Source organism: Rhodococcus sp. LMD, from assembly GCF_056108245.1.
The window spans coordinates 1,947,435-1,973,810 of record NZ_CM148557.1 but is presented as its reverse complement, the minus strand read 5'-3'; the positions used below and the strand labels follow the sequence as shown (position 1 = coordinate 1,973,810).

The following is a 26,376-nucleotide window of genomic DNA, read 5'->3' as shown; positions in this document are numbered from 1 at the left end:
CCGGAGCCGGTCCCGTCACGAACACGTGGCGTGTTCCTTCTGGTAGGCGCGGCGGCATCCCGGGCAGCAGAACCACACATCGGTGCCGGCGTCGGACAGATGCGGCGTGTCGGCGGTGACGGTGACGGTCATCCCGCACACGGGGTCCACCGCGGTGTGCGGGGCCGCGATCGGCGCGGTGGGCGACCCGAGATTCTCGCGGCGGACCGCCTGCACCAGTTCGGCGACGATCGACAGCCCGATCTCCGCGGCGGTGCGCGCCCCGATGTCGAGACCCGCGGGGGTGTGCACGCGCGCTCGTTCGTCGGGGCGCACCTCGGCCTGCGCGAGCACGTCGGCGCCGCGCCGCCGGCTGGCGACGAGCCCGACGTAGCCGATCCCGGCGTCGAGGGCGGCCCGGATGACGCCCGGCTCCTCGCCACCGAGGCTCGCGACGACGACGGCCGCGGCGTCGGCGGCGGGCGTGGCGCCCGGCTCGAGGCGGTCGACCACGAAGTCGAGCCGCGCGGCGAAGTCCGCGACGGCCTCGGCCACCGGCGTCGACCCCGACACGACGAGCATCGGGGCGGGTAGCTGCGGCTCGAGGAAGATCTCCGTCGCACCGCCCGACAGGCACGGATTGACCGCGACGGTGGCCCCCGGGGTGTCGGGGAAGGTCTGCGCGGTGCCGGGCAGGACCCGCAGCAGGGTGCTCTCCCCCGTGGTCAGGGCCTGTCGCGCGGCGTCCCGCACCGAGGTCTCGGTGCACTGGCCACCGACGAAGCCTTCGATCGTGCCGTCGTCGAGTACCAGCGCGCAGTCGCCGGGCCGCGCGGACGTCGGCCGCTGGGCGCGCACCACGGTGGCACGGACGAACGCCCGGCGCCGGCGGGTCAGTTCCGCGGCACGCATCGTCAGGTCCATACGGCTCTCCCTGGTTCGGGCCGGTGGGTCAGATCGGCGGGGTGGTCCGGCCCTGCATCGCCTCCCACACCCGGGACGGGGTCAGCGGCATGTCGGCGTGCCGCACCCCGAAGGGGCGCAGGGCATCGACGACGGCGTTGACCACGGCGGGCGGCGAGCCGACGGTCGCGGACTCGCCGATGCCCTTGGCGCCGATCGGGTGGTGCGGCGACGGGGTGACGGTGAACCCGGTCTCGAAGTGCGGCACCTCCATGGCCGTGGGGATGAGGTAGTCCATGAGCGAGCCGCCGAGGCAGTTGCCGTCCTCGTCGAACTCGATCATCTCCATCAGCGCCATCCCGATGCCGTCGACGAGTCCGCCGTGGACCTGGCCCTCGATGATCATCGGGTTGATGCGGGTGCCGCAGTCGTCGACGGCGAGGAATCGGCGGACCGTCACCTCACCCGTGCCGGGGTCGACGTCGACGACGCAGAAGTACGCCCCGTACGGGTAGGTGAGGTTCTCGGGGTTGTAGCAGATCTGGGCCTCGAGTCCGCCCTCGACACCCTCGGGCAGATCGCCCGCGCCGTGCGCCCGCATCGCGATGTCCTGGATGGTCACCGACGCGGTCGGATCGCCCTTGACGTGGAAGGAGCCCTTGGTCCAGTCGAGGTCGGCGACGGACACCTCGAGCATGCCGGAGGCGATGATCCGGGCCTTGTCGCGGACCTTGCGCGCGACGAGGGCGGCGGCCGCGCCGGAGACCGGGGTGGACCGGCTGCCGTAGGTGCCGAGACCGAACGGGGTGTTGTCGGTGTCGCCGTGCACGACGTCGATGTCCTCGGGTGGGATGCCGAGTTCCTCGGCGACGATCTGCGCGAACGTCGTCTCGTGCCCCTGGCCCTGGGTCTGCACGGACAGCCGCACCACCGCCTTGCCGGTGGGGTGCACGCGCAGCTCGCAGCCGTCGGCCATGCCGAGACCGAGGATGTCCATGTCCTTGCGGGGGCCGGCACCGACGGCCTCGGTGAAGAACGCCACGCCGATGCCCATCAGTTCGCCCCGCGCGCGGCGCTCGGCCTGCTCGCGGCGCAACTCCTCGTACCCGACCATCTCCGCCGCCTTGCGCAGGGTGGTCGCGTAGTCGCCGGAGTCGTACTTCCATCCGGTCTTGCTGGTGTACGGAAACTGTTCGGGCCGCAGCAGGTTCTGCAGCCGCAGCTGCACCGGATCGAGCTCGAGATCGTAGGCCAGGCAGTCCACGAGCCGCTCGACGAGGTAGACGGCCTCGGTGATGCGGAACGAGCACGCGTAGGCCACGCCGCCGGGCGCCTTGTTGGTGTAGACGGCGGTCATGTGGCAGTAGGCGGCCTCGATGTCGTAGCTGCCGGTGAACACCCCGAAGAAGCCGGCCGGGTACTTCACCGGGGCGGCGGTGCCGTTGAACGCGCCGTGGTCCGCGAGGACCTGGGTGCGGATCGCGAGGATCTTCCCCTCGCGGGTCGCTGCGATCTCACCGACCATCACGTAGTCGCGGGCGAAGCCGGTGCTCACCAGGTTCTCGCTGCGGTCCTCCATCCACTTGACCGGCTTGCCCGTGACGAGGGACGCGACGATCGCGCAGACGTACCCGGGATAGATGGGCACCTTGTTGCCGAACCCGCCGCCGATGTCCGGGGCGATCACCCGGATCTTGTGTTCGGGCAGACCCGCGACGAGGGCGTAGAGGGTGCGGTGGGCGTGCGGCGCCTGGCTCGTCGACCACAGCGTGAGCTTGCCGGTGATCCGGTCGTAGTCGGCCACGGCACCGCAGGTTTCCATCGGCGCCGGGTGCACCCGGGGATAGACCATCTCCTGCCGGGTGATCACGTCGGCCTTCGCGAACGCGGCTTCGGTGGCGGCGGCGTCCCCGGTCTCCCAGTCGAAGCAGTGGTTGTCGGTCTTGCCCTCGAGGTCGGTGCGGATCACCGGGGCCTCAGGTGCGAGGGCACGACGGACGTCGACGACCGGATCGAGGATGTCGTACTCGACGTCGATGAGTTCGAGGGCGTCGCGGGCGGAGTACCGGTCCTCGGCGACGACGAAGGCGACCTCCTGGCCCTGGAAGCGGACCTTGTCGGTGGCGAGGACGGCCTGGACGTCGTTGGACAGGGTCGGCATCCAGGCCAGGCCCTTGTCCGCGAGGTCGGCGCCGGTGACGACGGCCCGCACCTTCGGGTGGGCCTGCGCGGCGCTGGTGTCGATGCCGAGGATCTTCGCGTGCGCGACCGGGGAGCGCAGGATCGCCAGGTGCAGCATGCCGGGTAGTTGCACGTCGTCGACGAAGCGGCCGTGGCCGCGGATGAATCGCGGGTCCTCCTTGCGCAGCATGCGGCCGTGGCCGCACGGCTTCTCGTCGTTGTCGACGGTGTCGAGCAGCTCGGGGGTCGGGTCGACGGCGGTCATGACGGCGCCTTCTCGGTGGCGGGGTGTTCGGCGGCCCAGCGGACGGACCGCACGATGGTGGTGTAGCCGGTACAGCGGCAGATCTGCCCGGAGATCGCCTCGCGGATGGTCTGCTCGTCGGGGTCCGGGTTGCGGTCGAGCAGGGCGCGGGCGGTGATCATCATGCCGGGGGTGCAGAAGCCGCACTGCAGCCCGTGGCAGCGCATGAAGCCCTCCTGGACGGGGTCGAGCACGCCGTCGCGCTCGAGTCCCTCGACGGTGCGCACGTCGTGGCCGCTCGCCATGGCAGCGAGCATGGTGCACGACTTGACGGGCTCGCCGTCGACCGCGACGACGCAGGTGCCGCAGTTGCTGGTGTCGCAGCCCCAGTGCGTGCCGGTCAGGCCGAGGTGATCGCGCAGGAAGTGGACGAGCAGCAGCCGCGGTTCCACCTCGGCACTGACCTCGTCTCCGTTGACGGTCATCGAAACACGCATCGGGTCAACCCCTTTCGGAGGTGGTGAGCCGCTCGACGGCGCGGCGCAGGGTCCGCACCGTGAGCTCCGCGGCGAGGTGGCGTTTGTAGTCGACGGTGCCGCGCTGATCCGCGACCGGGTCGCTCGCGGCGGCGGCGAGTTCGCCGGCCTCGCGGTAGAGGTCCTCGGACGGCGTCGCGCCGCGCAGCCGGTCGGAGATGCCGGCCAGGGCCTGCGCGTCCGCCCGGACCGCGGTGAGGCCGACGCGCGCGTCGTCGATGGCGCCGTCGCTCATCCACACCGCCGCGCCGGCGGCGGCGATCGCCCAGTCCCCCGTTCGTCGCTCGACCTTGGCGTAGGCGCTCGACCCGCGGCCCCGTCGCGGCAGCCGGACCTCGACGAGCAGTTCGTTGGCGGCGGCGGTCGTCTCGTAGGGGCCCAGGTGGAACTCCTCCATCGTCAGCGTCCGGCTGCCGCGCGGACCGCGCAGCACGACCGATGCGTCGAGGACCTGGCACACGGTGGACAGGTCCTCGGCGGGGTCGGCCTGGCACAGCGACCCGCCGATCGTGCCGCGGTTGCGCACCACGGGGTCGGCGATGACGCGTTCGGCGTCGCGGAAGATCGGGAAGATCTCGGCGAGCGCCTCGTTTTCGAGGAGTTCGCGGTGCCGCGCCAGCGCGCCGATCCGCACGACGTCGGGCTCGACGGCGATGTAGCCGAGCTCGCCGGCCAGGTCGTTGATGTCGATCAGACACTCGGGGCCGGCGAGCCGCAGTTTCATCATCGGCAGGAGACTGTGCCCACCAGCGACGACTCGGGCTTCCTCGCCGCGTTCGTCCAGTAGAGCGATGGCGTGTTCGATGCCGGTGGCGCGCTCGTATTCGAAAGCCGAAGGTACTTGCATGTGGCATACCTCACATTTCAGCTACCTACGGAGTGTATGCCCGCGCTCGCGGCGCGACGGGCGGATTCGCCGCCCGATCGGGACGCACGCGCCCACCGCGCCGGCAGCGGCGGGGCCTCGGTCGGGCACGCACCGGCAAACAGTTAAGATTCTGGCCGCGCCTCCGTAGCTCAGCTGGATAGAGCAAGAGCCTTCTAATCTCTAGGTCGCAGGTTCGAGTCCTGCCGGGGGCACCGTGACACTGCCGGCTTCCGGCCGCGGTGACACTGCCGGCCTCCGGCCGCGGTGACACTGCCGGCCTCCGGCCGGGGTCCAGTATCCGCGGCGTTCCCAGTCAGCCGCGGCCCCGATAGTCGCCGCGGTTGACTGGCGCCCGCGCGTCTGTGCCGGTCGCGGGCTGTGCGGTCACGCCGCGCGGGTGAGGCGTTCGGCGAGTTCCCAGAACCGCCGGGCCTGAGCGACGTCGTGGGACTGCGGGCTGGAGTCGATCTCGTGGCACTCGCCGAAGAACCGGCCGCCGATTCCGTCGAGCGACGGGTCGACGGCCATGAACACCAGCGAGTCGGTGGCCGCGTCGACGGACGTGGCGAACGGCATGTGCGGCAACACGTGCGCCATGAACAGCCGCATGAGACCGCGGGTGCTCGCCGCAGCGGTGGTGGGCACGAAACCGGGGCACACGGCGTTCGCGGTGATCGGACGCCCCTCGAGGCGGCGCTGGAGCTCGTAGGTGAACCACAGCACCGCCAGCTTCGAATTCTTGTACGCCCGATCGGGGTGGTACCCGTGCTCGAGCTGGACGTCGGCGAAGTCGAAGTCGACCGGCGCACCGCGGGATCCGGGCAGATGCAGCCGCGAGCCGACGGTGACGACGCGCGCGGCCTCGCTGCGTTCGAGTGCCGGTAGGAGCAGGCGGGTGAGCAGAAACGGGGCCAGGACGTTGACGGCCACCGTCTCCTCGTACCCGTCGACGGTGAGCCGGCGCTGCTTGCTCGTCTGCAGAATTCCGGCGATGTGGAACAGCACGTCGATCGGTGCGCCCCGCGCGGCTTCCGCGACGGCGAAGGAGCGGACCTGTTCGAGGGAGGACAGGTCCACCCAGCGGGGCTCGGCTCGCGCACCGGGATGCTCCCGCCGTATCGCCGCGACGGCGTCCTCCGCGGCAGCCCGGGTACGCGCGGTGAGCAGGACGTTGTGCCCTCGGGCGGCGAGCTTCCCGGCCGTGACCCGGCCGAGTCCCCGCCCTCCCCCGGTGATCAGCACGGTCTTGCTCACGTACCCGCGTCCTCCGTTCCGCTGCTGGACGTCCCCGCGGACGCCCGGCCGGCCGCGTGCACCCGCTCGCCGAGCCGGGCGAGGATCGGGCGCTGCCCCTTCACGAGCTTGACGTCCGCGACGGCGAGCGGGAACCAGCGGGCGTCGTCCACCTCGGGAAAGCTCTGCACCTTTTCGGACCGCGGCGGCCACTCCAGATCGAAGGTGTTGCTGCCCAGGAAGGCCAGCTCCGCGGCGGTCTCGGCGGCGTAGACGGTGACGATCTTCCCGGAGGGCTGCTTGAACCGCCCGAGCATCTCGTAGTCCACCGAGGGCGCGGGCATTCCGCATTCCTCCTCGAATTCCCGTAGCGCCACGGCGAACGGATCCTCGTCCTCGCCGTACACACCCTTGGGAATCGACCAGGCCGCCTCGTCCTTGCCGGTCCAGTACGGGCCGCCCGGATGCACGATCCACACCTCGAGCACACCGGCATCGTCGATCCGGTACAGCAGAATCCCGGCGCTCGTGACAGCCATCGATCCACCTTTCCGGCACCGGCCTGTGCGCCCGCACCCACACGGTAGTTCTTCCGGGCAGACTGAGACCCGGCAACCGTGCCCCCGAACCGGAAGGACCCAGCCGTGACCGATACGACCGGCGATCATCCCGTCACCGCCCGCGCGAACGGACCCGGCGTCGTGCTCGACCTGCCGGAAGGCCTCGGTGTCGCTCTCGACATCGCGCAGGCCCGAGCGCTACTGGACCAGCTGCAGGCGGCAATCGAGGAGGCCGAGCAGCTGGAGGTCTGATTCCGGACAGCGGTGCCGGTTCGGGCGAACGCCTGCGCGGCGGGTGTCCGCCGGTGATCATCGAGGGGCGGGTTCCGGCGGAGGACGCGACAGGCTGCCGGGACCGTTCCCGAACCGAAGGAGTCCTCGTGTCGAAGAAGGTCGCCCGCCGGGCCGCCGCCCTCGCCGGTCTGGTCGCCGCCCCGGTCGTCCTCGGTGCCACCGTGGGACCCGGGACCGCCGCTGCGGCGCCGTGGCGCATCGGTCCGCTCTACCGCGCCGAATTCGCGGGGCCGGAAGGCAGCGCCGTCTGCTCCAAGGCCGAGGCGTTCGATCGGTCCATCGGTGCTGTCGTCCTCGTGTCGTGTTCGTGGGATCCCGCGGCGAATGCCTGGTTCTACGTCGCCTTCAACCCGAGGACCTGGTCGTAGCCGACCCGACCGGCGGCGGGCCGCATCGAAACGGGCCTGCCCACCGGCGAGCACATCGTAGAATCGGGAAAACTCCTGTGGGCCTGTTCCGCAACGGCGCCGAGGGACAGACTGCCATGTACTCACCATCCGAGCCGGGCCGATGACGCGGCCCCCGGTCGAATCGCGCCCCCACGACCGCCGGCTGTCGGAGATCCCGGATGCGTTGGCATCCCGGCACCAGGCGACCGCCATGCTGCGCACCCGTCGCTACGCCGTGTTCCTGGACTTCGACGGCACCCTCGCCCACCTCGTGGACGATCCCGGTGCGGCCACCCTCGTCGACGGCGCGGCGGACGAACTCGCCCGGCTCGCCCGATACTGCCCGGTCGGCGTGATCAGCGGCCGCGATGTGGCCGACCTGCAGGCACGGGTCGGCGTGCCCGGCCTCTGGTACGCGGGTAACCACGGCTTCGAGCTCGTGGGTCCGGACGGCACGTACCACCGGCACGAGGCCGCCGATCGCGCGGTGCCCGACCTCGGGCAGCTCGCCGTCGCCCTCCGGGACCGCCTGGCCGCCGTGCCCGGCGTTCTGGTCGAGCCCAAGCGTTTCACCGTCGCCGTTCATCACCGCCACGTCGCCGCGGACCGGATGGGCGAGGTCCTCGCGGCGGTGCGCGATGCGGCCGGCCGGGACGGCCCGCTCCGCGTCACGCACGGACGCGACGTCACCGAACTGCGCCCCGACGTCGAGTGGGACAAGGGACGGGCGGTGGCCTGGGTACTCGAGCACGTCCGCGGCGCAGGCGACCCCATGCCGGTCTACATCGGCGACGACCTCACCGGCGACGAGGCGTTCGGGGCCCTGACGTCGACCGGGATCGGCGTCGTCGTGCGCCACCCCGGGGAGGGTGACCGGCGGTCGACGGCCCAGTTCGCGGTCGACGGCCCGGACCGGGTTCGCGAGATCCTGCAGCGGCTGGCGGATCTGCTCGGCAGCGACCCGGGGATCGCGCCGCCCCCGGACGACGCCTGGACGATGTTCTTCGACGGTTACGACCCGTCCACCGAGAAGCTGCGCGAGGCCCTCTGCACCGTCGGCAACGGCTACTTCGCCACCCGCGGCTGCGCTCCCGAATCCCGGGCCGACGGCGTGCACTACCCCGGCACCTACGTGGCCGGCATCTTCAACCGGCTCGACGACGAGGTCTCGGGGAGCATCGTCGACCACGAGAGTCTGGTGAACCTGCCGAACTGGCTGCCGGTGACCTTCCGCGTCGACGGCGGGCAGTGGTTCGACCTCGACTCGGCCGAACTGCTCGACTACCACCAGTACCTCGATCTGCGCCGCGCCGTCCTCACCCGGCGGCTGCGTTTCCGCGACGCCGCGGGCCGCACCACCTCGGTGCGGCAGCGGCGGTTCGTCGCCATGAACGTCCCGCACGCCTGCGCCCTCGAGACGACGATCGCGGCCGAGGACTGGTCGGGCCGGCTCGAGATCCGTTCCCTGCTGGACGGCACAGTCCGGAACTCCCTCGTCGAGCGCTACCGCGCCCTCGCCGACGAGCACCTCGAACCGCTGCAGACCACCTCTCTGTCGGCCGACTCGGTGCTGCTGGCGGTGCAGACCAACCAGTCGCGGATCCCGGTGGCGATGGCGGCCCGGCACACGGTGTGGTGCGGCGGGGAACCGGTTGCGGCCGAGTGCCGGTTGGTCGACGGCGGCGACCGGATCGGACACGAGATCGTCGTCGACGTCGACCCCGACCGGGCCGTGACGCTCGAGAAGATCGTGACGGTGTTCACCGGACGTGACCCGGCGGTGTCCGAACCGGCCGACGAAGCCGCGCGGTGGCTCCCCCGGCTGGGCCGGTTCGACGAACTGCTCGACGGCCACGTGCTCGCCTGGGGATACCTGTGGGATCACCTGGGCATCGACTACGAGGGTCCGGGTCACGGCCACGCCCTGCGCGTCGTCCGGTTCCATCTTCTGCATCTGCTGCAGACCGTCTCCGCGAACACCACCGACCTCGACGTGGGCGTGCCGGCCCGTGGGCTGCACGGTGAGGCGTACCGCGGGCACGTCTTCTGGGACGAGCTGTTCGTGTTCCCGGTGCTCAACCTGCGGCTGCCCGCGCTGACCCGGTCGCTGCTGCGCTACCGCTACCGTCGCCTGCGGGAGGCGCGCCGGATGGCACGCGAAGCCGGGCACCGGGGCGCGATGTTCCCGTGGCAGTCGGGCAGCGACGGCCGCGAGGAGAGCCCGCAGCTCCACCTCAACCCCAGATCCGGGCGGTGGAACCCGGATCCGAGCCGGCGCCAGCACCACATCGGCATCGCGATCGCCTACAACGTGTGGCAGTACTACCAGGTCACCGGCGACCTGGAGTTCCTGATCGAGTACGGCGCCGAGATGCTCGTCGAGATCGCCCGCTTCTACGCCGACCTCGCGTCCTACGACGAGACTCGCGACCGGTACAGCATCCGGGGAGTCATCGGCCCCGACGAGTTCCACTCCGGCTACCCCGGCGCCCCGTACGACGGGATCGACAACAACGCGTACACCAACGTCATGTCGGTCTGGGTGATCCTGCGGGCGCTGGAGACACTCGACCTGCTCCCGCTGCAGATCCGCTCGTATCTGACCCAGGCGCTGGGGCTGCACGCGCAGGAGACGACACGCTGGGAGGACATCACACGCAAGATGTTCGTCCCGTTCCACGACCGTGTCCTCAGCCAGTTCGAGGGGTACGACGAGCTCGCCGAGCTGGACTGGGACGGCTACCGGCGCCGCTACGGCGACATCCAGCGACTCGACCGGATCCTCGAGGCCGAAGGCGACGACGTCAACTGTTACCGGGCGTCGAAGCAGGCCGACGTGCTGATGCTGTTCTATCTGCTGTCCGCCGACGAACTGCAGGAACTGCTCGAACGGCTCGGCTACCGGTTCCCGACCGAGGAGATCCCGCGGACCATCGACTACTACATGGCGCGAACCTCGCACGGCTCCACCCTGAGCGGGGTGGTCCATTCCTGGGTGCTGGCCCGAGCCCACCGGGACGAGGCCGTGGACTACTTCTACCAGGCGCTGAAGGCCGACATCGCCGACATCCAGGGCGGCACCACCATGGAGGGCATTCATCTCGCGGCCATGGCCGGCAGCGTCGACTTCTTGCAGCGGTGCGTCCCCGGCCTCGAAACCCGCGGCGGCCGGCTCGTGTTCTCCCCGCAGTGGCCCGAGCCGCTGGGCGCCCTGGAGTTCCCCATCTTCTACCGGGGTTACCGTCTTCGCCTGCGCATCAAAGGCAGAGAGGTCCAGGTGAGCGCGGGCCCCGGGAACCAGGCGCCGATCGAGATCGAATGCCGCGGCCGCGTCGCGCATCTGCAGCCGGGAGGCACGGTTCGCCTGAGCTAGTGCGACGACGGACCGCCCTGCGGCGCGCGACCGCGAACGTCGATCGCCACGGTTCCCGCGTGCAGGTCGAGGATCATCCGTTCGGTTTCCCCCGCGGCCGTGTCCGACCGCGACATCTGCCTGGAGCGGCCCTCGTCGATCACGTGCCGGTGCGAGGGCGAGAACAGCGCCTGCATCTCACCGAAAAGACCCGCGGCACCGGCTCCGTTCGCCGGTGGCCGATTCTTGCGCCAGTAGACCCAGCCTCGACGCTCCGCCCACAGCCCGAGCCGATCGAGCAGCAGCACGGCGACGACGAGCGCGACGGCACCTGCCAGCAGATACATGACTCTCCTCGGGGCGGCGGCCGACATGTCCGAGGATAGAGCGCCGAGTCCCGTCCACGCCCCGTCGGCGCCGCCCTCTCGGGACCAACGGCCCTGGAACGAGCACGGTTCCGCGGTTCACGATGAGAACGAGCCCGCTCCCGCGGGCCGGGATCGGGAGGATGGGCCGTGGATTCTGCTGCCTCGTATGTCCGGAAGCAGGCCGTCGTCACCGGCCTGGTGAACGTCGTCGTCAATCCACTGCTGGCGTGGGCGGGCAAGCGCGGCACGTCCTTCGTGCCGCTGTGGTCCGCGGACGGGATCGTCGTCGACATCGCGCTGACCGCGATCATCCTCTCCGTGCTCGTCGCCGGGTTCTCCGCCGCCGGGGTGCGTCGGGCGCTGCGCGGAGGGCTCGACGCAACCACCGCAGACGCCCCGCAGGCCGGTCGGTGGCTGTCGCGGTTGCCGTCCGGGACCTGGTCTCTGGGTCTGTCGCTCGGGGCGGCCGCCGCGGCCGTCTCCGTGCTCGCGATCTGGGTGCTGCACCTGCTCGGTGTGTCCGGGCTGTCGACGGGATGGTTCCTGGTGCTGAAGGCCGTCTACGGCGGTGTCCTCGGCTACCTCGTCGCGCGCTGGGTGATGGTCCGGCAGCTGTCGGCGAATCGGACGGCGCAGCTCCCGAGGAGCAACAATGCCGGACGGTGACTCCACTGCGACCGACCGGCAGCTGCCGGTTTTCGAGCAACGGGTCGTACGCGCGCGGGTGGTCGACGCCCCCGCCGGGGACACGTTCGCCGCGATCCGCCGCATCGACTTCATGCGGTCCCCGGTGATCGCCGCCCCCAATCTGGCCCGGATGGCCTTCGACGCCGTGCGCGCGCCGCGGCACCGGACGGTGCGGGCGCGCCGCGCGGTCCGTCTCGGGGACCTGATCGGTCCGCAGGGCGGCTTCGAGGTGGTCGCCGAGGAACCGGGGCGCGAACTCGTGCTCGGCTTCGTCGGCCGGTGGTGGGAGCCGGGGTACGGCCGTGTCGACTGGGATCCCGGCACGCCCCTGTCGAGCATCTCGGTTCCCGAATGCGGGGTCGGCACATGGAGTTTCACCGTTCTGCCGTACGGCGCGCAGACCTGCGTCCTGCTCACCGAGATCCGGGTGCACGGCACCGACGAAAAGGCCCGCAGACTCTTCCGCCGCTACTGGACGGCGGCCGGGCCGTTCGTGCGGGCCATGGCACGGCCGACTCTGTCGATGATCGCGGCCGAGGCCCGACGCTGACCGACGGCTCCACCGCGAACGTCGCGTCGGCAGAACCGGATACGAGCGTCCGCCGCCGTCCGCCCGCGCCGCTCAGGCCGAGCCGTCCGTCCGTTCGGCCTCGGGCGCGAGGGCGAAGTAGTTCTCCTCCTCCTGCACGAAGTGCAACCGCAGCAGCGCGTACAGCCCGTACAGGCAGGCGAGCAGGTCGTCGCACTGGTCCGGTCTCAGGCCGCCGCCGGCGTCGGCCTGCGCCAGGTGAGTGCGCAGGCGGCGGCTGAGGCGGTCGATCTCGGCGTGCATCCGGCTCATCGTCGCGGTCGCCTCTCCGCTGCCGAGCGGGACCGCGAGCGCCGGGTACAACTCGGCGTCCTCGGCCCGTTCGTGCGGAAGCAGCGTGTCGAACAGGAACGCATCGGTGCGGCGCAGCGCGGCGTGAGCAGCCGGCAGATCACCGGAGGCGAGCAGCTGGGCGGTGTCGCGCAGGATCGCGAGGTCGTCCCGCAGCACATCGTGTTCGGCCGAGAACCGGTGCAGCATCGCCTCGGTGTCGTCGGGCAGGGCCAGCTCCCGGTCCCGGTCACCGCGCAGGGCACGCAGGGCGTTGAGGATGACCGCGACGTCGATGCCCTCCTGCAGCAACGCGCCCACCGCGGGCGGCAGGTATCCGAACGCGGCGAATCCCATGGCGACCAGCGACAGGCCCATGCCGACGACGGCGCTCTGCACGGCGATGCGCCGGGAGCGGCGGGCGATCTCCATCGCATCGGCGAGCCGGTCGAGCCGGTCGGTGGTGAGCACGATGTCCGCCGCCTCCGAGCTCGCCGTGGATCCGCGGGCACCCATCGCGACTCCGACGGTCGCCGCGGCGAGGGCCGGGGCGTCGTTGACACCGTCGCCGACCATCACCGTGACCGCCGCCTCCCGCTCGGCGCGGACGCCGTTGACCTTGTCCGCCGGGGTCTGCTCGGCGTATACGCCGTCGAGGCCGAGGACGGAGCCGATCTCCTCGGCCGGTTCGCGACGGTCGCCGGTGAGCATGACCAGCCGGTCCAGGCCGGCCGCGCGCAGCCGCCGCAGGGTGCGCGCGGCGTCGCGGCGCAGCGGGTCCACGAGCAGCAGGGCGCCGGCCAGAGCGTCGTCGACGGTGATCCAGGCGACGACGGCGCCGTCGAGGGCGGCACGGCTGAGCACCGCCCGCGCCCACCCCGGCGCGTCGTCGGGCAGGACCAGGCTGCCGACGGTGACGCGGCGGCCGTCGACGGTCGCGGCCACGCCGGTGCCGGCCTGCTCGGCGACGTCGGTGGGCAGCGACAGGACGAGCCCTCGCATCTTCGCCTCCTGCACGATGGCCTCGGCGAGCACGTGCGGGGAGAGCTGGTCGGCGGACGCCGCCAGGCGCAGCACCTCGGTGCCGTCGCCGCCGGGCGCGGTGACGATGTCGGTTCCGGCGGGCCGGCCGCTGGTGAGCGTGCCCGTCTTGTCCATCACGAGGGTGGTCGCGTGCCCGAGGTTCTCGAGTGCGCCGCCACTGCGGATCACCACCCCCAGTCGCGAGGCGCGGGAGAGGCCGGAGACGATCGCGACGGGCGCGGCGAGCAGCAGTGGGCACGGGGTGGCCACCACCAGCACGGCGACGGCGCGGGTGGCCGAGCCGCTGATCAGCCACGCGAGTCCCGCCGCCGTCAGCGACAGCGGCAGGAACCACGCGGCGACCCGGTCGGCGATCCGCACCACCGGCGCGCTCTCGGCGGCGGCCTCGCGGGCCAGACGCACGATCCCGGCGTAGGTACTGTCCTCGGCGGTGGCGCGGGCGTGGAGTTCGAAGGCGCCGCCGGCGGCGACGACGCCGCTGCGCACGGCCTCCCCGGTGCGACGCTGCACGTGCATCGGCTCGCCGGTGAGGACCGACTCGTCGAGCACCGCCAGCTCGGAGGTGACCCAGCCGTCGACCGGCACCACCTCGCCCGGTCCGACGACCAGGGTGTCTCCGGGCACCACGTCGCCGAGCGGCACGACCTCTACCTCGTCGCCGACGCGGCGACGGGCGGTGTGCGGCGCGTGCTCGAGCAGGGCGCGCAAGTCCTTGGTGGCGCGACGTTCCGCGGCAGCGTCGAGGGCCTGCCCGGACGCGAGCATCACGCCGATGAGCGCCCCGGCGACGTATTCGCCGACGAGCAGGGTGCCGACCAGGGACAGCACCGCGATCAGGTCCACCCCGACGCGCCCGCGCCGCAGCGCGTCGATCACCCACCAGACGGCGGGCAGGATCGCGACGACGGTGCCGGCGATCCAGCACGCGTCGGCGACGTCGTCCGCATCGAACAGCGTGGCGACGATGCCGGCCACCAGCGCGGTGAGGGTCACGGCGAGGAAGATCGGCTCGACCCACGTGCGCACCCGCTCCCGCCACGGAGCCTCGAGGGCCGGCGTGACAGTCATGACGCCCCCCTACCTCGTCTCGGTTCGGGTCGGACTGCTCCGCATCGACGTTACCGGCACGGTCCAGCCGAGGCGGTCGGGCATTGGACACTCGTCCTGGTGGCACACGGAAACCTGTTCGACTACAACGGATTCATACCTCGAGGCGTGAGGTGAAATCACCGAAGTACCGAAAGGTTACATAGTGGACACCGACGATTCGATTCGCGAGCCGGCCACCTCCGATTCGCTCCGATTGCCCACCGTCGGCCCCGACGCTGTCCCACTGGGAATATCGTCCGCGGAGGTCGCCCTCGCGACGTCCCGATGGCGCTCGAATCTGGGGGGCGCGCTCGGCGCCGTGGTCTCGACGGGTGCCGCTGCGGTGATGGTGACTGCGGTCGCTCTGACCGGTACCGCGACGACCGTGTCCCGAGTGATGAACTTCGTCGGTATCTGACCCCCAGGCTTCGCCGGCAGGAAACGGGGTCGTCAGATCCCGCGTCCCGGGTTGAGAATCCCGGTCGGGTCGAACGCCGCCTTGATGCGGTGCATGAGGGCACGTTCGACGGTGCCGACCTGCGTTTCCAGATACGGCTGCTTGAGCACCCCGATGCCGTGCTCTCCGCTGATCGACCCGCCGAGCGCCAGGCATTCGGCGACCATCTCGTCGAACGCCTGCCGGGCGCGTCGCGCGACGGACTCGTCGGCGGCGTCGAACACGATGGTGGGGTGCAGGTTCCCGTCCGCCGCGTGCCCGAACGTGCCGATGAGCAGGTCGTGCCGCGCGGCGATCGTCTCGACGGCCGCGAGCATCTCGGGCAGCCGGGGCACGGGGACGGCCAGGTCGTCGAGGAGGGTGCTGCCGCACCGCTCGAGCGCGGTGAGCGCCACCCGCCGAGCAGCCATGAACTCCTCCCCCTCGACCGGGTCGGCGGTGTCGTACACCTCCGTCGCGCCCGCCGCGGTGCAGGCCAGTGCGCACACCTCGGCTTCGGCGGCGGCGTCGCGCCCGTCGCACTGGACGAGCAACAGCGCGCCGGCCGTCTGGTCGAGCCCCATGTGCGTCATGTCCTCGACGGCGGCGATGGTGGTCCGGTCCATCAGCTCGACGAGGCACGGTTCGGCCTGCTCGCGGATCGCCAGGACCGCGGCGACGGCCTGCGCGGTGTCCGGGAAGCTCGCGACCACCGTGGCCGCCGCGGTTGCGGCGGCGCGCAGCCGCACCGTGGCCTCGACGATGACGGCGAGGGTGCCCTCGGAGCCGACGAGCAGTTGCGTGAGGTTCAGTCCCGCCACGTTCTTCCGGGTAGTGGCACCGGTGTGGATGATCTGCCCGTCGGCGAGCACCGCCTTGATGCGGGCGACATGGTCGGCCGTGACGCCGTACTTCGCGCAGCAGGTGCCGCCGGCGTTGGTGGCGAGGTTGCCGCCGATGGTGGAGACGGCGCGGCTGCCGGGGTCCGGCACGTACCACAGCCCCTGCTCCGCCGCCGCCGCGGCGAGATCACCGTTGATCACCCCGGGTTGCACTGTGGCCGTGCGTGATTCAGGGTCGATCTCGAGGATGGCGTTCATCTTCTCGACGCTGAGCACGATGCCGCCGTCGAGGGCGTTGGCCGCGCCCGCGAGACCGGTGCCCGCACCGCGGGTGACGACGGGAATGCCGTGCCGGTGCGCGACGGTCAGGGTGGCGACGACGTCGTCGGTGTCCCGCGCCCGCACCAGGGCGAGCGGCATTCCGGCGGGCGTGAGCAGCGACTGGTCGCGCCGGTAGGCAAGCATCCGGTCCGGGTCGGTGACGACGGCGTCGCCGAGAATGTCGACGAGTGCGGCAACGGCCGGCTCGGTGTCGGGGACAGAAGTTACGGCGCCGGGGTTCACGGAACCATCCAATCGAGAACGGGGGTGGACTGCAGATAGATGACGACGGTGAGGAACACGAGCAACCCGAGGCTCCAGCCGATCAGGCGGCGCAGGACGACGCCCTCCGCCCCGGCCAGGCCGACTGCGGCGACCGCGACCGAGAGGTTCTGCGGCGAGAGCATCTTGCCGAGCACCCCCGCGGACGAGTTGGCCGACGCCATGAGCACCGGGTCGAGACCGGCCTGCTGCGCCGCAGTCGCCTGCATGACACCGAACAGCGAGTTCGACGACGTGTCGGAGCCGGTGACGGCCACGCCGATCCAGCCGATCAACGGCGAGACCAGGGCGAACACACCGCCCGCGGACGCGAGTGCCATGCCGAGGCCGGCGGTCTGACCGGACAGGTTCATCACGAAGGCCAGCGCGAGCACCGAGGTGACGGTGACGACGGTCCAGCGCAGCTGCACGAGCGTGTCGACGTAGGCGCGGACGGCGCGGCGCACCCCGATCCCGTACATCGCGGCCGTGAGGGCTCCGGCGAGCAGCAGCAGGGTGCCGGTGGCCTTCAGGTGGTCGAGCTTGAACGTCTGCGCGGCCAGCGGTGTGCCGTCGACATCGACGATGTCGAGGCCGGGCCAGCGGAACGACACGGTACCGATCTCGCCGAGCCACGCCTTGACGACCGGGATCTGAGCCGCGGTGAAGATCGCGATGATCGTCAGGTACGGGGCGAGGGCCAGCAGGGTGCGCCGGGTCCGGCTGTATCCGTCGAAACGCGACGGCGGGGCGGCGATGCCGACACCCGTTCCGGCGCCGACCGGTGCGGCGACGGCGGAGTCGGGCGTGGCGACCAGGCGCTCGCCCGGCTGCCATACCTTCAGCATGCCCAGTACCGCGCCGACCGTGACGATCGCGGCGACGACGTCGGTGAGTTCGACGGTGAGGTAGTTGGCGGTAACGAACTGGGCGAGGCCGAAGGTCAGTCCCGCGACGACCGCGACGGGCCAGGTCTGCCGAACTCCGCGGCGTCCGTCGACGAGGAACACCATGACCATCGGCACGACGGCCGCGACGAAGGGTGTCTGCCGGCCGGCCATCGCGGACAGGTCGTCGAGCGGCAGGCCGGTGACCCCGGCGAGCGCGAGGATGGGGGCGCCCATCGCGCCGAAGGCCACCGGAGCAGTGTTCGCCAGCAGGGACGTGCACGCGGCCTTCAGCGGTGCCATGCCCGCAGCCAGGAGCATCGCCGCGGAGATCGCGACGGGTGCGCCGAATCCGGCGAGCGACTCGAGCAGCGCCCCGAAGCAGAAGGCGATGAGGATGGCCAGGATGCGCTGGTCGTCGGAGACGGACCGGACGACCCGGCCGAGCTCCTCGAACCAGCCGGTGACCACCGTGAGCCGGTAGACGAAGAGGGCGTTGATCAAGATCCACAGGATGGGAAACAGACCGTAGAAGGCGCCCTCGGCGGTGGCGGCAGCCGCCTGGCCGAGCGGCATCCCCCACCCGGCGACGGCGACGAGCACGGCGAGCGCCAGGCCGACGAGAGCCGCACGATGCGCTTTCCACCGGAAGACGCCGAGCATGACGAACATCGCGGCCAGCGGAATCGCCGCGACCACAGCCGACCAGGCGAGGGAACCGCCGATCGGGTCGAGTGTCTGTTGGTACATGGACGCCCTCTCGTTGTGATGCCTGTCACCGATTGGGAGAAATTGTCAGACAAGTACACATACCTGTCAAGGGTGCATGTGCGGCGTCGTGCGAGAATGCAGGTGTTCGTGCAGGTCCGTGCGGGTGCGCGGAGAGCCGGAAGGAGCGGAGCGTTGGCCGGACGCGTCGAAGCCCTGTCGATCGTCGACGCCCTCGCCCTCGAGCTCCGCCGGCGGGTCTTCGCCGGTGAGCTGACACACGAGGATGCACTCACCGAGGCCGAGGTGTCCCGCGCCTACGAAGTCGCCAGGCCGACCGCCAAGGCGGCCATCGAGAAGCTCGTGGGCGAGGGCCTGCTGCAGCGCAGTGCCCACAAGACCGCCCGCGTGCCCCACCTGGGTCCCGAGGACGTACGCGACATCTACCGCACCCGCGCCCACCTGGAATCCGTGGTGCTGCGGACGCTGGCCGAGACCCGCACGGCGCCGCCGGCGGCGGCTGCTGCCAATGCCGAGATCGCCGCCATGACCGAGGCGGACCCACTCACCGTCGTCGAACCCGACATGCGCTTCCACACCGCCCTGGTGGACGCACTGGGCAGCCCGCGCACCAGCCGCATGTTCGGCTCACTCGTCTCCGAGGTCCGGCTGTGCATGGTGCAGGTCCAGGGCAAGCAGCTGCTCACCACCGCGAGCATCGCCGCCGAACACCAGCAGATCCTCGACGCCGTCCTGGCCGGCGACGGCGAGGCGGCCGTCGAGGCGATCACCCGCCACCTCGGGCGCGCCCGGGAACGCCTCGTCGCCGCGCTCGGCGGCAACCCGGGTCCGGAAGCCACCCTCCCGGAACCGGCGTAGCCGCCTCCCCCGCCGCACCGGACAGACGCCGCGTGCAGGTGGGTGGTCGCCACCCCTCGACGGGACGTCTCATGCCTGCGCCTAGAATCAACGTGTTAACGCCATGTAACAGTCTCCTCACAGTCAGGTAGGTGAGCGTGTCGACCGCGGACCGCATTGCAGAGATCTACGAACAGGTGAAGGCGCGTAACGCCGGTGAACCCGAGTTCCATCAGGCAGCCGCCGAGGTGTTCGAGTCCCTGCACGTCGTTCTCGAGCGCCACCCCCGGTACTTCGAGTCCGGACTCATCGAGCGACTGACCGAACCCGAGCGGCAGATCATCTTCCGGGTGCCGTGGACCGACGACCAGGGCAACGTGCACGTCAACCGCGGCTTCCGGGTGCAGTACAACAGCGTGCTCGGCCCGTACAAGGGCGGCCTGCGCTTCCACCCGAGCGTCAACCTCGGCATCGTGAAGTTCCTCGGGTTCGAGCAGATCTTCAAGAACGCCCTCACCGGCCTGCCCATCGGCGGCGGCAAGGGCGGCTCGGACTTCGACCCCAAGGGACGGTCGGAGCAGGAGATCATGCGCTTCTGCCAGTCCTTCATGACCGAGCTGCACCGCCACGTCGGCGAGTACACCGACGTCCCGGCCGGCGACATCGGTGTCGGTGGACGCGAGATCGGCTACCTGTTCGGCCAGTACAAGCGCCTGACCAACTCCTACGAGTCGGGCGTGCTCACCGGCAAGGGCCTGACCTGGGGCGGTTCGCAGGTGCGCAAGGAGGCGACCGGCTACGGCGTCGCCTACTTCGTGGCGGAGATGGCCAAGTCCGTGAACTCCTCGCTCGAGGGCCGCAAGGTCGTCGTGTCCGGGTCGGGCAACGTGGCGATCTACGCGATCCAGAAGGTGCACCAGCTCGGCGGCATCGCCATTGCCTGCTCCGACTCCTCCGGCTACATCGTCGACCAGAACGGCATCGACCTCGAGCTGCTCAAGGACATCAAGGAAGTCCGTCGCGCCCGCATCAGCGAGTACGTCGACGAGCGTCCCGACGCGCAGTACTTCCCCGGTGGTTTGATCTGGGACGTGCCCTGCGACGTCGCGATCCCCTGCGCCACCCAGAACGAGCTGGACGAGACCGCCGCGAAGACCCTGGTGAACAACGGCGTGCGCGTCGTCGCCGAGGGCGCGAACATGCCCACCACCCCCGGTGGCATCGCGGTGTTCCGCGAGGCGGGCGTCGCCTTCGCCCCGGGCAAGGCCGCCAACGCCGGTGGCGTGGCGACCTCCGCCCTCGAGATGCAGCAGAACGCCTCCCGCGACTCGTGGCACTTCGACTACACCGACGAGCGCCTCGCCGGCATCATGCGCGACATCCACCAGAACTGCGTGGACACCGCCGCCGAGTACGGCAAGCCCGGCGACTACGTCCACGGCGCCAACATCGCCGGCTTCGTGAAGGTGGCCGACGCGATGTTCGCACTCGGCGTCATCTGATCCGAACCCACGCCGACGGCGAGGGGCGGGCACCCGGATTCCGGTGCCCGCCCCTCGCCGTGTCTGCGTTCTCGGATCGGCCCGAGATACTTACACCTGCCCGCCGGACGGCTCGGACGACGACGGACCCGCGCTGCGCTCGTCGTCGGCTCCGGCCTTGCGGGCGGCTTCGCGCATCTCGATGCCGTCGCTGATCCAGTCCCCGATCTCCCGGGTGACCTCGCGGACCGCACCGGTGATGATGCCCGCGATGTTGCCGACGTGCGTCGCCGCGGACTCGGTCAGTTCCTGAAGCGTGTCCTTGTTGCGTTCGAACCTACCCACCATGGCGGTACCCCCTTCAGGCGCTGTCGTGGGCGAGGGTACCCGCGACCGGAACGCTGCGCTCGATGAGCACCGACGTCGTGGGTTCCTCCGTGACCCAGCTCGGCGGCAGGGCCAGCTTCACGATCTTGCGCCACACCGAGCCGACCTGGGCGAGCAGACCGCCGGTGTTGTAGGGCAGGCCGTGCCGCTCGCACAGCTCCCGCACCTGGGGTGCCAGCTCCGGGTACCGGTGCGCCGGCAGGTCCGGGAAAAGGTGGTGCTCGATCTGGTGCGAGAGGTTGCCGGACATGATGTGGAACAGCGGGGTGCCGGTGATGTTCGCGCTGCCGAGCAACTGGCGCACATACCACTCGCCGCGCGTCTCGTGCGCGGTCTCCTCCTCGGTGAAGGACTGCACTCCCGACGGGAAGTGCCCGCAGAAGATGATGGAGAAGGCCCACACGTTGCGGACGAGGTTGGCGGCAGCGTTGCCGAGCAGCGTCGGCACGAACATCGGCCCGGACAGCAGCGGGAAGGCGACATAGTCCTTGATCACCTGGCCCCGCGCCTTGCGCCACCAGCCCCGGGCGAGCGGGATCACGTCGCGCCAGCTGCGTTTACCGGCGACCACGTTCTCGACCTCGACGTCGTGCAGCATCACGCCCCACTCGAACAACAGCATCAGCGCCGTCGCGTAGACGGGATTGCCGAGGTAGTACGGGTGCCAGCGCTGCGCCGGGTCCATCCGCAGGATGCCGTAGCCGACGTCGCGGTCCATGCCGAGGATGTTGGTATAGGTGTGGTGCAGGAAGTTGTGCGAGTGCCGCCACTGGTCGGCGGGACATACGGTGTCCCACTCGAAGTTGCGGGAGTTCAGTTCCGGTTCCCGCATCCAGTCGTACTGGCCGTGCATCACATTGTGGCCGATCTCCATGTTGTCGAGGATCTTCGACACGCTCAGGGCGGCCACGCCCGCCACCCAGGCCGGCGGCAGGAAGCCCACGAACAACAGTGCGCGACCGGCGATCTCGAAGCGTCGCTGCGTCCCGACGATGCGATAGATGTACTCACGGTCGGCCGCGCCGAGCGAGGCGACGGTGCGTTCGCGCAGCGCGTCGAGTTCGCGGCCGATCTCCTCGACCTGCTCGCGGCGCAGCACGACCGGTGCCGGGTCGGGTTCGCGACGGCCGGCCAGGAATGCGGGAAGGGGAAGGGACAAACCGAACATGCTGTCCTCCAGGTGTTTCGATGGGGTCAGAGGTCGAAGGCCGCGTCGCCGAGGGGGACGTTGACGCAGATCTGCACCTCGGCGCCGGGCTCGTCGTCCGTCTCGCCGGTGCGCACGTCGCGGGTGCAGCCGGACAGCCGGGTCACCGTACAGGAGTGGCAGATTCCCATGCGGCAGCCGTGCTCCGGGGTGAGTCCGGCCGCCTCGGCCTGCTCGAGGGCGGTGACGCCGCTGTTGTCGGCGCGGATCCCGGAGGCAGCGAAGGTCACGGTGCCGCTCGCGTCGTCGTCGCGGACCACCGCGGGCGGCGTGAACTGCTCGGTGTGCAGCAGATGAGTGGCGTCGGCGTCACCGTAGACCGCCCGCACGCCGTCGACGAGGGCTGCCGGGCCGCAGACGTAGGCGGGCGCGCCGGCGAACCAGGGTGCGACCTGCTCGAGATGGTCCCGCTCGAAGTGGCCTCGCACTGCACCGTCCGCCGCCCGGGTGTAGCCGAAGGTCACGTCGATACCGGGGTGGGCGTCGGCCAGGGATTCGATGGCCTCCCGGTGCGGCACGTGCGCGGCGGTCGGCGCGTAGTGCAGGAAGGCGACGGTCCCGGAATGGCCCTCGTCGGCGAGGGTGCGCAGCATCGACAGCACCGGAGTGATGCCGCTGCCGCCGCTGACGAGCACGAGCCGGTCCGGCCGCTGCGCGGGCAGGCAGAACTCGCCGGCGACGGCCGCGAGGTCGACGACGTCGCCCGCGGCGGCGTGCTCGTGCAGGTGCCGTGAGACGACACCGTCCGGCCGCACCCTGACGGTGAGCTGAATGCGTCCGTCGGGGCGATGCTGGGAACCGACCGGCGAGTAGGTGCGGCTGTGCCGCACGCCGTCCACCACCACGCCGAGTTGCACGTGCTGGCCGGCCCGGAACCCGAGGGGCCGGGCCGGATGCAGCTCGAGCGTCACCGACCCGGGGACGGTTCGGTCAACATGCGTGATTCGGGCCCGGGTGCGCTGCAGGGCCAGGAGAGGATCGGCCAGTTCGAGGTACCGGTCCGGGTGATGCGGGGCGGAGAGCACGTTCAGCGCCTTGATCAGGGCTTTTCGTCCGATATCCGGCCCCGCGGCGCGTCGGGCGCGATGAAGCAGTGTCATGGCGTCGCTCCTCTCGAGCGAGTCTCCAATTTCAGTGTACAAACGTGCACTGAACTCAGTGTGCCAGGCCCGCCCGGCCCGCTGTCAACGTCGATGTGGCCGCCGTCACCCCCGTCCCCGGCCGCCGGTTCACCGCACTGCCTAGACTCGAACCCGTGTCCGCAGCCCCCGTTCCCGAACCCGCGACGCGGGCTGCGCGCAAGGAGCGCACCCGCCAGGCCCTGCTCGACGCCGCGCTCGAGCTCTCGGCCGATCGCAGCTTCGCCACGGTGAGCCTGCGCGAGGTGGCCCGTCGGGCCGGAATCGTGCCCACGGCGTTCTACCGCCACTTCGACTCGATGGAAGAACTCGGCGTCGCGCTCGCCGCCGACACCATGCGCATGCTCCGCCGGCTGCTGCGCGAGGCCCGGCGTGCGCGCGGCCCGTCCTCGGCGCGAGCATCGCTCGAGACCCTGGTGCGGCAGGTCCGCGCCCACGAACAGGCGTTCCGGTTCCTCGCCCGCGAGCGCCACGGCGGGCAACCGGCCGTCGCGCGCACCGTCACCGTCGAATTGCGGCTGATCACCAGCGAACTCTCCGTCGACCTCTCCCGCATGCCCGGCATGGCGGACTGGGAGGTCGACGACCTGGAGATGGCGGCCGACCTGCTGGTGACCGCCATGCTCGAGGTGGTGCTCGAACTGCTCGACGTGGACCGGCCCGGCGGACCGGCGGAAGCCGAGGTCCTGGCGCGCGCCGAGAAACAGATGCGTCTCATCGTTCTCGGCATGGGGGCCTGGAGACCTACCCACCGCTGACGGCAACCCGTACGGTGGGCGCCATGTTCGAGACCACGCGCGTCACCCTCGGAGACCTCACCTTCGACGTCCACACCGCCGGGCCCGTCGACGGCACGCCGGTCGTGCTGCTGCACGGCTTCCCGGAGACCGCCCGCAGCTGGGAGTCCGTCGCCCCGCAGCTCGCGGAGGCGGGACTCCGGGTACTCGCGCCCGACCAGCGGGGCTACTCCCCCGGTGCCCGCCCGGACGGCGTGGCGGCCTACACCGTCGACCTGCTCGTCGGCGACGTCGTCGGGCTGCTCGACGCGACCGGGCTCGACCGGGCCCACCTGGTGGGGCACGACTGGGGGGCGGCCGTGGCCTGGCAGGTCGCGGCACACCACCCCGACCGCATCACGACCCTGACCGCGGTGTCGGTGCCGCACCCCGCGGCCTACGGTTGGGCCCTGCGCGAGGACGCCGATCAGCAGGCCCGCGCGGCCTACATCAAGCTGCTCCGGCAGGAGGGAAAGGCCGAGCACGTCCTGCTCGAGGACGATGCTCGTCGGCTGCGCGCGATGTACGGCGACCGGGTGAGCTCCGAGTCGATCGACGAGTACGTGCGCGTGCTGTCCGAGCCCGGCGCCCTGACCGCCACGCTCAACTGGTACCGCGCCATGACACGCGAGTTCGCCGAACTCGCGCCGGTGCGGGTGCCCACCACCTACGTGTGGAGCACAGCGGATTCGGCCCTCGGCCGGGCGGGCGCCGAGCGCTGCGGCGAGTTCGTCGACGCGCCATACGAATTCGTCGTCCTCGACGACGTCAGCCACTGGGTTCCCGAGGAGGCGCCGGACGCGCTGGCGAAGGCGATCCTCGCCCGGATCGACGACCGGCCGTGAGCGGATGTCCGCACGAGACGCCGTGACCACGGCACGGCACCGCCGGCTCGGCGCGGTCGCGGCCGCCGCCTTCTCCGTGCTGGCCGCGGCCTGCACCGATCCCGGGCCGTCGACCGGGTCCGGGGCGTCGACCGGGTCCGATCCGGGTCCGGCCTACAGTTCCTATGTGGCCCTGGGGGACTCGTTCACGGCAGGCCCGATGATCCCGCCCCGGGTCGACCCGGCATGCGCCCGCTCGGGCAGCAACTATCCCCATGCCGTGGCCCGGACACTCGGCATCGACGACTTCCGCGACGTGTCGTGCAGTTCCGCGACGACAGCGAACCTGTCAGGGCCCCAAGTAGTCTCGTCGGGCTCCACCGTGGCCGCCCAGTACGAGGCGCTCACCCCCGACACCGAGCTGGTCACCGTCGGGATCGGTGGCAACGACATCGGCCTGGTCGCGCTGGCCGGGTCGTGTCTCGCGCTCGATCGCTCGTCCGGAAGGGCCTCGGCACCGGCCGGACCCCTGTGCGCGACCGCGAACGTCCGCGACGGCGTCGATCTCGTGGATCGCGCGATCGACGACTTCGCGCCGACCTACGGCGCGATCGCGCAGGAGATCCGCGACCGCGCCCCGCAGGCGCGCATCCTGCTGGTCGGCTACCCGACCGGGATCCGGGACGGCGGCTGCTATCCCGATCAGCCGATCCTGCCGGACGACGCGACGTACCTGCAGGCCAAGATCGACCGACTCAACGCCGCGATGCGGCAGCAGGCCGACGCGGCGGGTGTCGACTACGTCGACCTGCGCGAGTCCACAGTGGGGCACGATGCGTGCCAGCCGGCCGCGCAACGCTGGACCGAGGGCCTGTTCCCGTCCCAGCCGGCGGCCCCGCTGCACCCCAACGCGGACGGCCATCGCAACGCCGCGGAACAGGTGCTGGTCACCATCGCGGACTAGATCGGACCGGATCGCGATCGTCGCTTCGGTCCATCCGAGGAGTGGCGGGCCTCGACAGACCATGACTTTAGAAGCAATTCTAAAGTATGCGCATGGATGAGGTGTCGTTCTCGGACCTGCAGTTGCGGGGCAAGGCCACGGTCGAGCGGCTCCGGCGCTCACCGGCGCGGTCGCTGCGGGTGCGCCGGCGCGACGCGGAGGACCTGGTGCTCACCACCGCGGCGCGGGCGGAGCTCGAGCACGCGGCGGCGTCGGTGACGACGCGGATGTTCGTGGCGGTGATGCGACGTGACACCCGCGCGCGGGAGCTGGTGACCGAGGTGCTGCCCGAGGTGTTCCCGTGGGTGACGTTCCTCTCCCGCGAGGAGGTCCAGGAGTTGGTGCTCGAGCTGGTCTCGACGCTGCGCGCTGCAGAATCGCTCGACAACCCGGCCCCGGCGGTACAGGTGATCGATGCCTGGCGGCACACCGCCGAAGCGCTGGCCGATCCGGACCTTGCGGCCCTGCTCGCCGCCGACACCGACGAAGACCACGGTGTGGTTTCCCCGCCGGGCGCTGCGTGAGCCCCAAACGCGGTGACCGGGTCGCCCCGCCCGCCGACCCCACCGGCGGGTGGGAGTTACGGTTCGCCACCACCGACGCCGTCAAGGGTGGGAAGCGCTGTGTCAGCAGGCGCCGTCGAACACCCTCACCGCGTGG

Annotated in this window: 25 protein-coding genes and 1 tRNA gene; 13 read left to right on the top strand and 13 right to left on the bottom strand. The window is 71.0% G+C overall.

The window, feature by feature from the left end; translation table 11 throughout:
• Positions 1-15: 15 nt before the first annotated feature.
• Genes ACWPQI_RS09265 through ACWPQI_RS09250 form a run of 4 tightly spaced genes read right to left on the bottom strand, consistent with a single transcriptional unit; the run spans position 16 to position 4,690 of the window.
• A complete protein-coding gene (locus ACWPQI_RS09265; protein ID WP_248957559.1) occupies positions 16-903 on the bottom strand; it encodes an XdhC family protein in 888 nt (295 codons plus the stop codon).
• A gap of 28 nt (positions 904-931) precedes the next feature.
• On the bottom strand, positions 932-3,328 hold the full coding sequence (locus ACWPQI_RS09260; RefSeq protein ID WP_248957558.1) for an aerobic carbon-monoxide dehydrogenase large subunit: 2,397 nt from the start codon (positions 3,326-3,328) through the stop codon (positions 932-934).
• The gene (locus ACWPQI_RS09255; RefSeq protein WP_003936856.1) at positions 3,325-3,804 is read right to left on the bottom strand and encodes a (2Fe-2S)-binding protein; all 480 of its coding nucleotides are present in this window, start codon (positions 3,802-3,804) and stop codon (positions 3,325-3,327) included. Before ACWPQI_RS09255 ends, ACWPQI_RS09260 begins: the two co-directional genes overlap by 4 nt.
• A 4-nt stretch (positions 3,805-3,808) precedes the next feature.
• A complete protein-coding gene (locus ACWPQI_RS09250; protein WP_040271681.1) occupies positions 3,809-4,690 on the bottom strand; it encodes an FAD binding domain-containing protein in 882 nt (293 codons plus the stop codon).
• A 159-nt stretch (positions 4,691-4,849) separates the two neighbouring features.
• On the opposite strand from ACWPQI_RS09250, the gene ACWPQI_RS09245 reads away from it, so the two are divergent.
• Positions 4,850-4,923 (top strand) — tRNA-Arg (locus ACWPQI_RS09245).
• Between the two features lie 172 nt (positions 4,924-5,095).
• On the opposite strand, the gene ACWPQI_RS09240 is transcribed toward ACWPQI_RS09245, so the two are convergent.
• Both ACWPQI_RS09240 and ACWPQI_RS09235 read right to left on the bottom strand, forming a co-directional pair.
• Positions 5,096-5,965 (bottom strand): SDR family NAD(P)-dependent oxidoreductase, encoded by an 870-nt coding sequence (locus tag ACWPQI_RS09240; RefSeq protein ID WP_006554821.1) that lies wholly within the window; start codon positions 5,963-5,965, stop codon positions 5,096-5,098.
• Positions 5,962-6,483 (bottom strand): NUDIX hydrolase, encoded by a 522-nt coding sequence (locus ACWPQI_RS09235; RefSeq protein WP_006554822.1) that lies wholly within the window; start codon positions 6,481-6,483, stop codon positions 5,962-5,964. Before ACWPQI_RS09235 ends, ACWPQI_RS09240 begins: the two co-directional genes overlap by 4 nt.
• A 105-nt stretch (positions 6,484-6,588) precedes the next feature.
• Between ACWPQI_RS09235 and ACWPQI_RS09230 the strand changes: the two genes are divergently transcribed.
• From ACWPQI_RS09230 to otsB, 3 genes are all read left to right on the top strand, one after another.
• On the top strand, positions 6,589-6,756 hold the full coding sequence (locus tag ACWPQI_RS09230) for a hypothetical protein (RefSeq protein ID WP_017681093.1): 168 nt from the start codon (positions 6,589-6,591) through the stop codon (positions 6,754-6,756).
• A 128-nt stretch (positions 6,757-6,884) separates the two neighbouring features.
• A complete protein-coding gene (locus ACWPQI_RS09225) occupies positions 6,885-7,166 on the top strand; it encodes a hypothetical protein (RefSeq protein ID WP_026137847.1) in 282 nt (93 codons plus the stop codon).
• A gap of 142 nt (positions 7,167-7,308) precedes the next feature.
• On the top strand, positions 7,309-10,560 hold the full coding sequence (otsB, locus tag ACWPQI_RS09220) for a trehalose-phosphatase (RefSeq protein ID WP_474738771.1): 3,252 nt from the start codon (positions 7,309-7,311) through the stop codon (positions 10,558-10,560).
• Here otsB and ACWPQI_RS09215 read toward each other — a convergent pair.
• Positions 10,557-10,886: a DUF6191 domain-containing protein gene (locus tag ACWPQI_RS09215; RefSeq protein ID WP_006554824.1), complete on the bottom strand. Its 330-nt coding sequence runs from the start codon at positions 10,884-10,886 to the stop codon at positions 10,557-10,559. The two genes, otsB and ACWPQI_RS09215, sit on opposite strands and share 4 nt — an antisense overlap.
• 168 nt (positions 10,887-11,054) lie before the next feature.
• On the opposite strand from ACWPQI_RS09215, the gene ACWPQI_RS09210 reads away from it, so the two are divergent.
• Complete coding sequence (locus ACWPQI_RS09210; protein WP_010596356.1) at positions 11,055-11,573, top strand: hypothetical protein; 519 nt, start codon at positions 11,055-11,057, stop codon at positions 11,571-11,573.
• Positions 11,560-12,144 carry a hypothetical protein gene (locus ACWPQI_RS09205; protein ID WP_059174773.1) on the top strand — a complete coding sequence of 195 codons (585 nt, stop codon included), beginning with the start codon at positions 11,560-11,562 and terminating at the stop codon, positions 12,142-12,144. The genes ACWPQI_RS09210 and ACWPQI_RS09205 overlap by 14 nt, the downstream gene beginning before the upstream one ends.
• Before the next feature lie 72 nt (positions 12,145-12,216).
• On the opposite strand, the gene ACWPQI_RS09200 is transcribed toward ACWPQI_RS09205, so the two are convergent.
• On the bottom strand, positions 12,217-14,565 hold the full coding sequence (locus tag ACWPQI_RS09200; protein ID WP_102030790.1) for a heavy metal translocating P-type ATPase: 2,349 nt from the start codon (positions 14,563-14,565) through the stop codon (positions 12,217-12,219).
• Between the two features lie 184 nt (positions 14,566-14,749).
• Between ACWPQI_RS09200 and ACWPQI_RS09195 the strand changes: the two genes are divergently transcribed.
• Positions 14,750-15,004 carry a hypothetical protein gene (locus tag ACWPQI_RS09195; protein WP_006554393.1) on the top strand — a complete coding sequence of 85 codons (255 nt, stop codon included), beginning with the start codon at positions 14,750-14,752 and terminating at the stop codon, positions 15,002-15,004.
• A 32-nt stretch (positions 15,005-15,036) separates the two neighbouring features.
• Here the strand turns inward: ACWPQI_RS09195 and ACWPQI_RS09190 are convergent, their stop codons facing one another.
• Together ACWPQI_RS09190 and ACWPQI_RS09185 are read right to left on the bottom strand one after the other, a co-directional pair.
• Positions 15,037-16,428, bottom strand: coding sequence for an FAD-binding oxidoreductase (locus ACWPQI_RS09190; protein ID WP_003936846.1), 1,392 nt, complete (start codon positions 16,426-16,428; stop codon positions 15,037-15,039).
• Positions 16,425-18,083 (bottom strand): L-lactate permease, encoded by a 1,659-nt coding sequence (locus tag ACWPQI_RS09185; protein ID WP_003936845.1) that lies wholly within the window; start codon positions 18,081-18,083, stop codon positions 16,425-16,427. The genes ACWPQI_RS09190 and ACWPQI_RS09185 overlap by 4 nt, the downstream gene beginning before the upstream one ends.
• A 153-nt stretch (positions 18,084-18,236) precedes the next feature.
• Between ACWPQI_RS09185 and ACWPQI_RS09180 the strand changes: the two genes are divergently transcribed.
• Both ACWPQI_RS09180 and gdhA read left to right on the top strand, forming a co-directional pair.
• Positions 18,237-18,920 carry a GntR family transcriptional regulator gene (locus ACWPQI_RS09180; protein WP_040271657.1) on the top strand — a complete coding sequence of 228 codons (684 nt, stop codon included), beginning with the start codon at positions 18,237-18,239 and terminating at the stop codon, positions 18,918-18,920.
• A 137-nt stretch (positions 18,921-19,057) separates the two neighbouring features.
• Positions 19,058-20,401, top strand: a complete 1,344-nt coding sequence (gene gdhA / locus ACWPQI_RS09175) for an NADP-specific glutamate dehydrogenase (RefSeq protein ID WP_474738847.1) — start codon at positions 19,058-19,060, stop codon at positions 20,399-20,401.
• Between the two features lie 90 nt (positions 20,402-20,491).
• On the opposite strand, the gene ACWPQI_RS09170 is transcribed toward gdhA, so the two are convergent.
• From ACWPQI_RS09170 to ACWPQI_RS09160, 3 genes are read right to left on the bottom strand one after another with little or no spacing between them, the layout of a single operon-like run.
• Positions 20,492-20,728 carry a hypothetical protein gene (locus tag ACWPQI_RS09170; protein ID WP_003936842.1) on the bottom strand — a complete coding sequence of 79 codons (237 nt, stop codon included), beginning with the start codon at positions 20,726-20,728 and terminating at the stop codon, positions 20,492-20,494.
• A 13-nt stretch (positions 20,729-20,741) separates the two neighbouring features.
• Positions 20,742-21,935: a fatty acid desaturase family protein gene (locus ACWPQI_RS09165; protein WP_474738770.1), complete on the bottom strand. Its 1,194-nt coding sequence runs from the start codon at positions 21,933-21,935 to the stop codon at positions 20,742-20,744.
• A 26-nt stretch (positions 21,936-21,961) separates the two neighbouring features.
• Positions 21,962-23,074, bottom strand: a complete 1,113-nt coding sequence (locus ACWPQI_RS09160) for a ferredoxin reductase (protein ID WP_474738769.1) — start codon at positions 23,072-23,074, stop codon at positions 21,962-21,964.
• 95 nt (positions 23,075-23,169) lie between these two features.
• Between ACWPQI_RS09160 and ACWPQI_RS09155 the strand changes: the two genes are divergently transcribed.
• The 4 genes from ACWPQI_RS09155 (at position 23,170) to ACWPQI_RS09140 (ending at position 26,240) form a co-directional block, all read left to right on the top strand.
• Positions 23,170-23,871, top strand: coding sequence for a TetR family transcriptional regulator (locus tag ACWPQI_RS09155; protein ID WP_119699676.1), 702 nt, complete (start codon positions 23,170-23,172; stop codon positions 23,869-23,871).
• Between the two features lie 23 nt (positions 23,872-23,894).
• Positions 23,895-24,734, top strand: a complete 840-nt coding sequence (locus ACWPQI_RS09150; RefSeq protein WP_010596348.1) for an alpha/beta fold hydrolase — start codon at positions 23,895-23,897, stop codon at positions 24,732-24,734.
• 22 nt (positions 24,735-24,756) lie between these two features.
• Complete coding sequence (locus ACWPQI_RS09145) at positions 24,757-25,677, top strand: SGNH/GDSL hydrolase family protein (RefSeq protein WP_407040797.1); 921 nt, start codon at positions 24,757-24,759, stop codon at positions 25,675-25,677.
• An 86-nt stretch (positions 25,678-25,763) separates the two neighbouring features.
• Positions 25,764-26,240 (top strand): hypothetical protein, encoded by a 477-nt coding sequence (locus ACWPQI_RS09140; RefSeq protein WP_064066576.1) that lies wholly within the window; start codon positions 25,764-25,766, stop codon positions 26,238-26,240.
• Positions 26,241-26,376 lie beyond the last annotated feature (136 nt).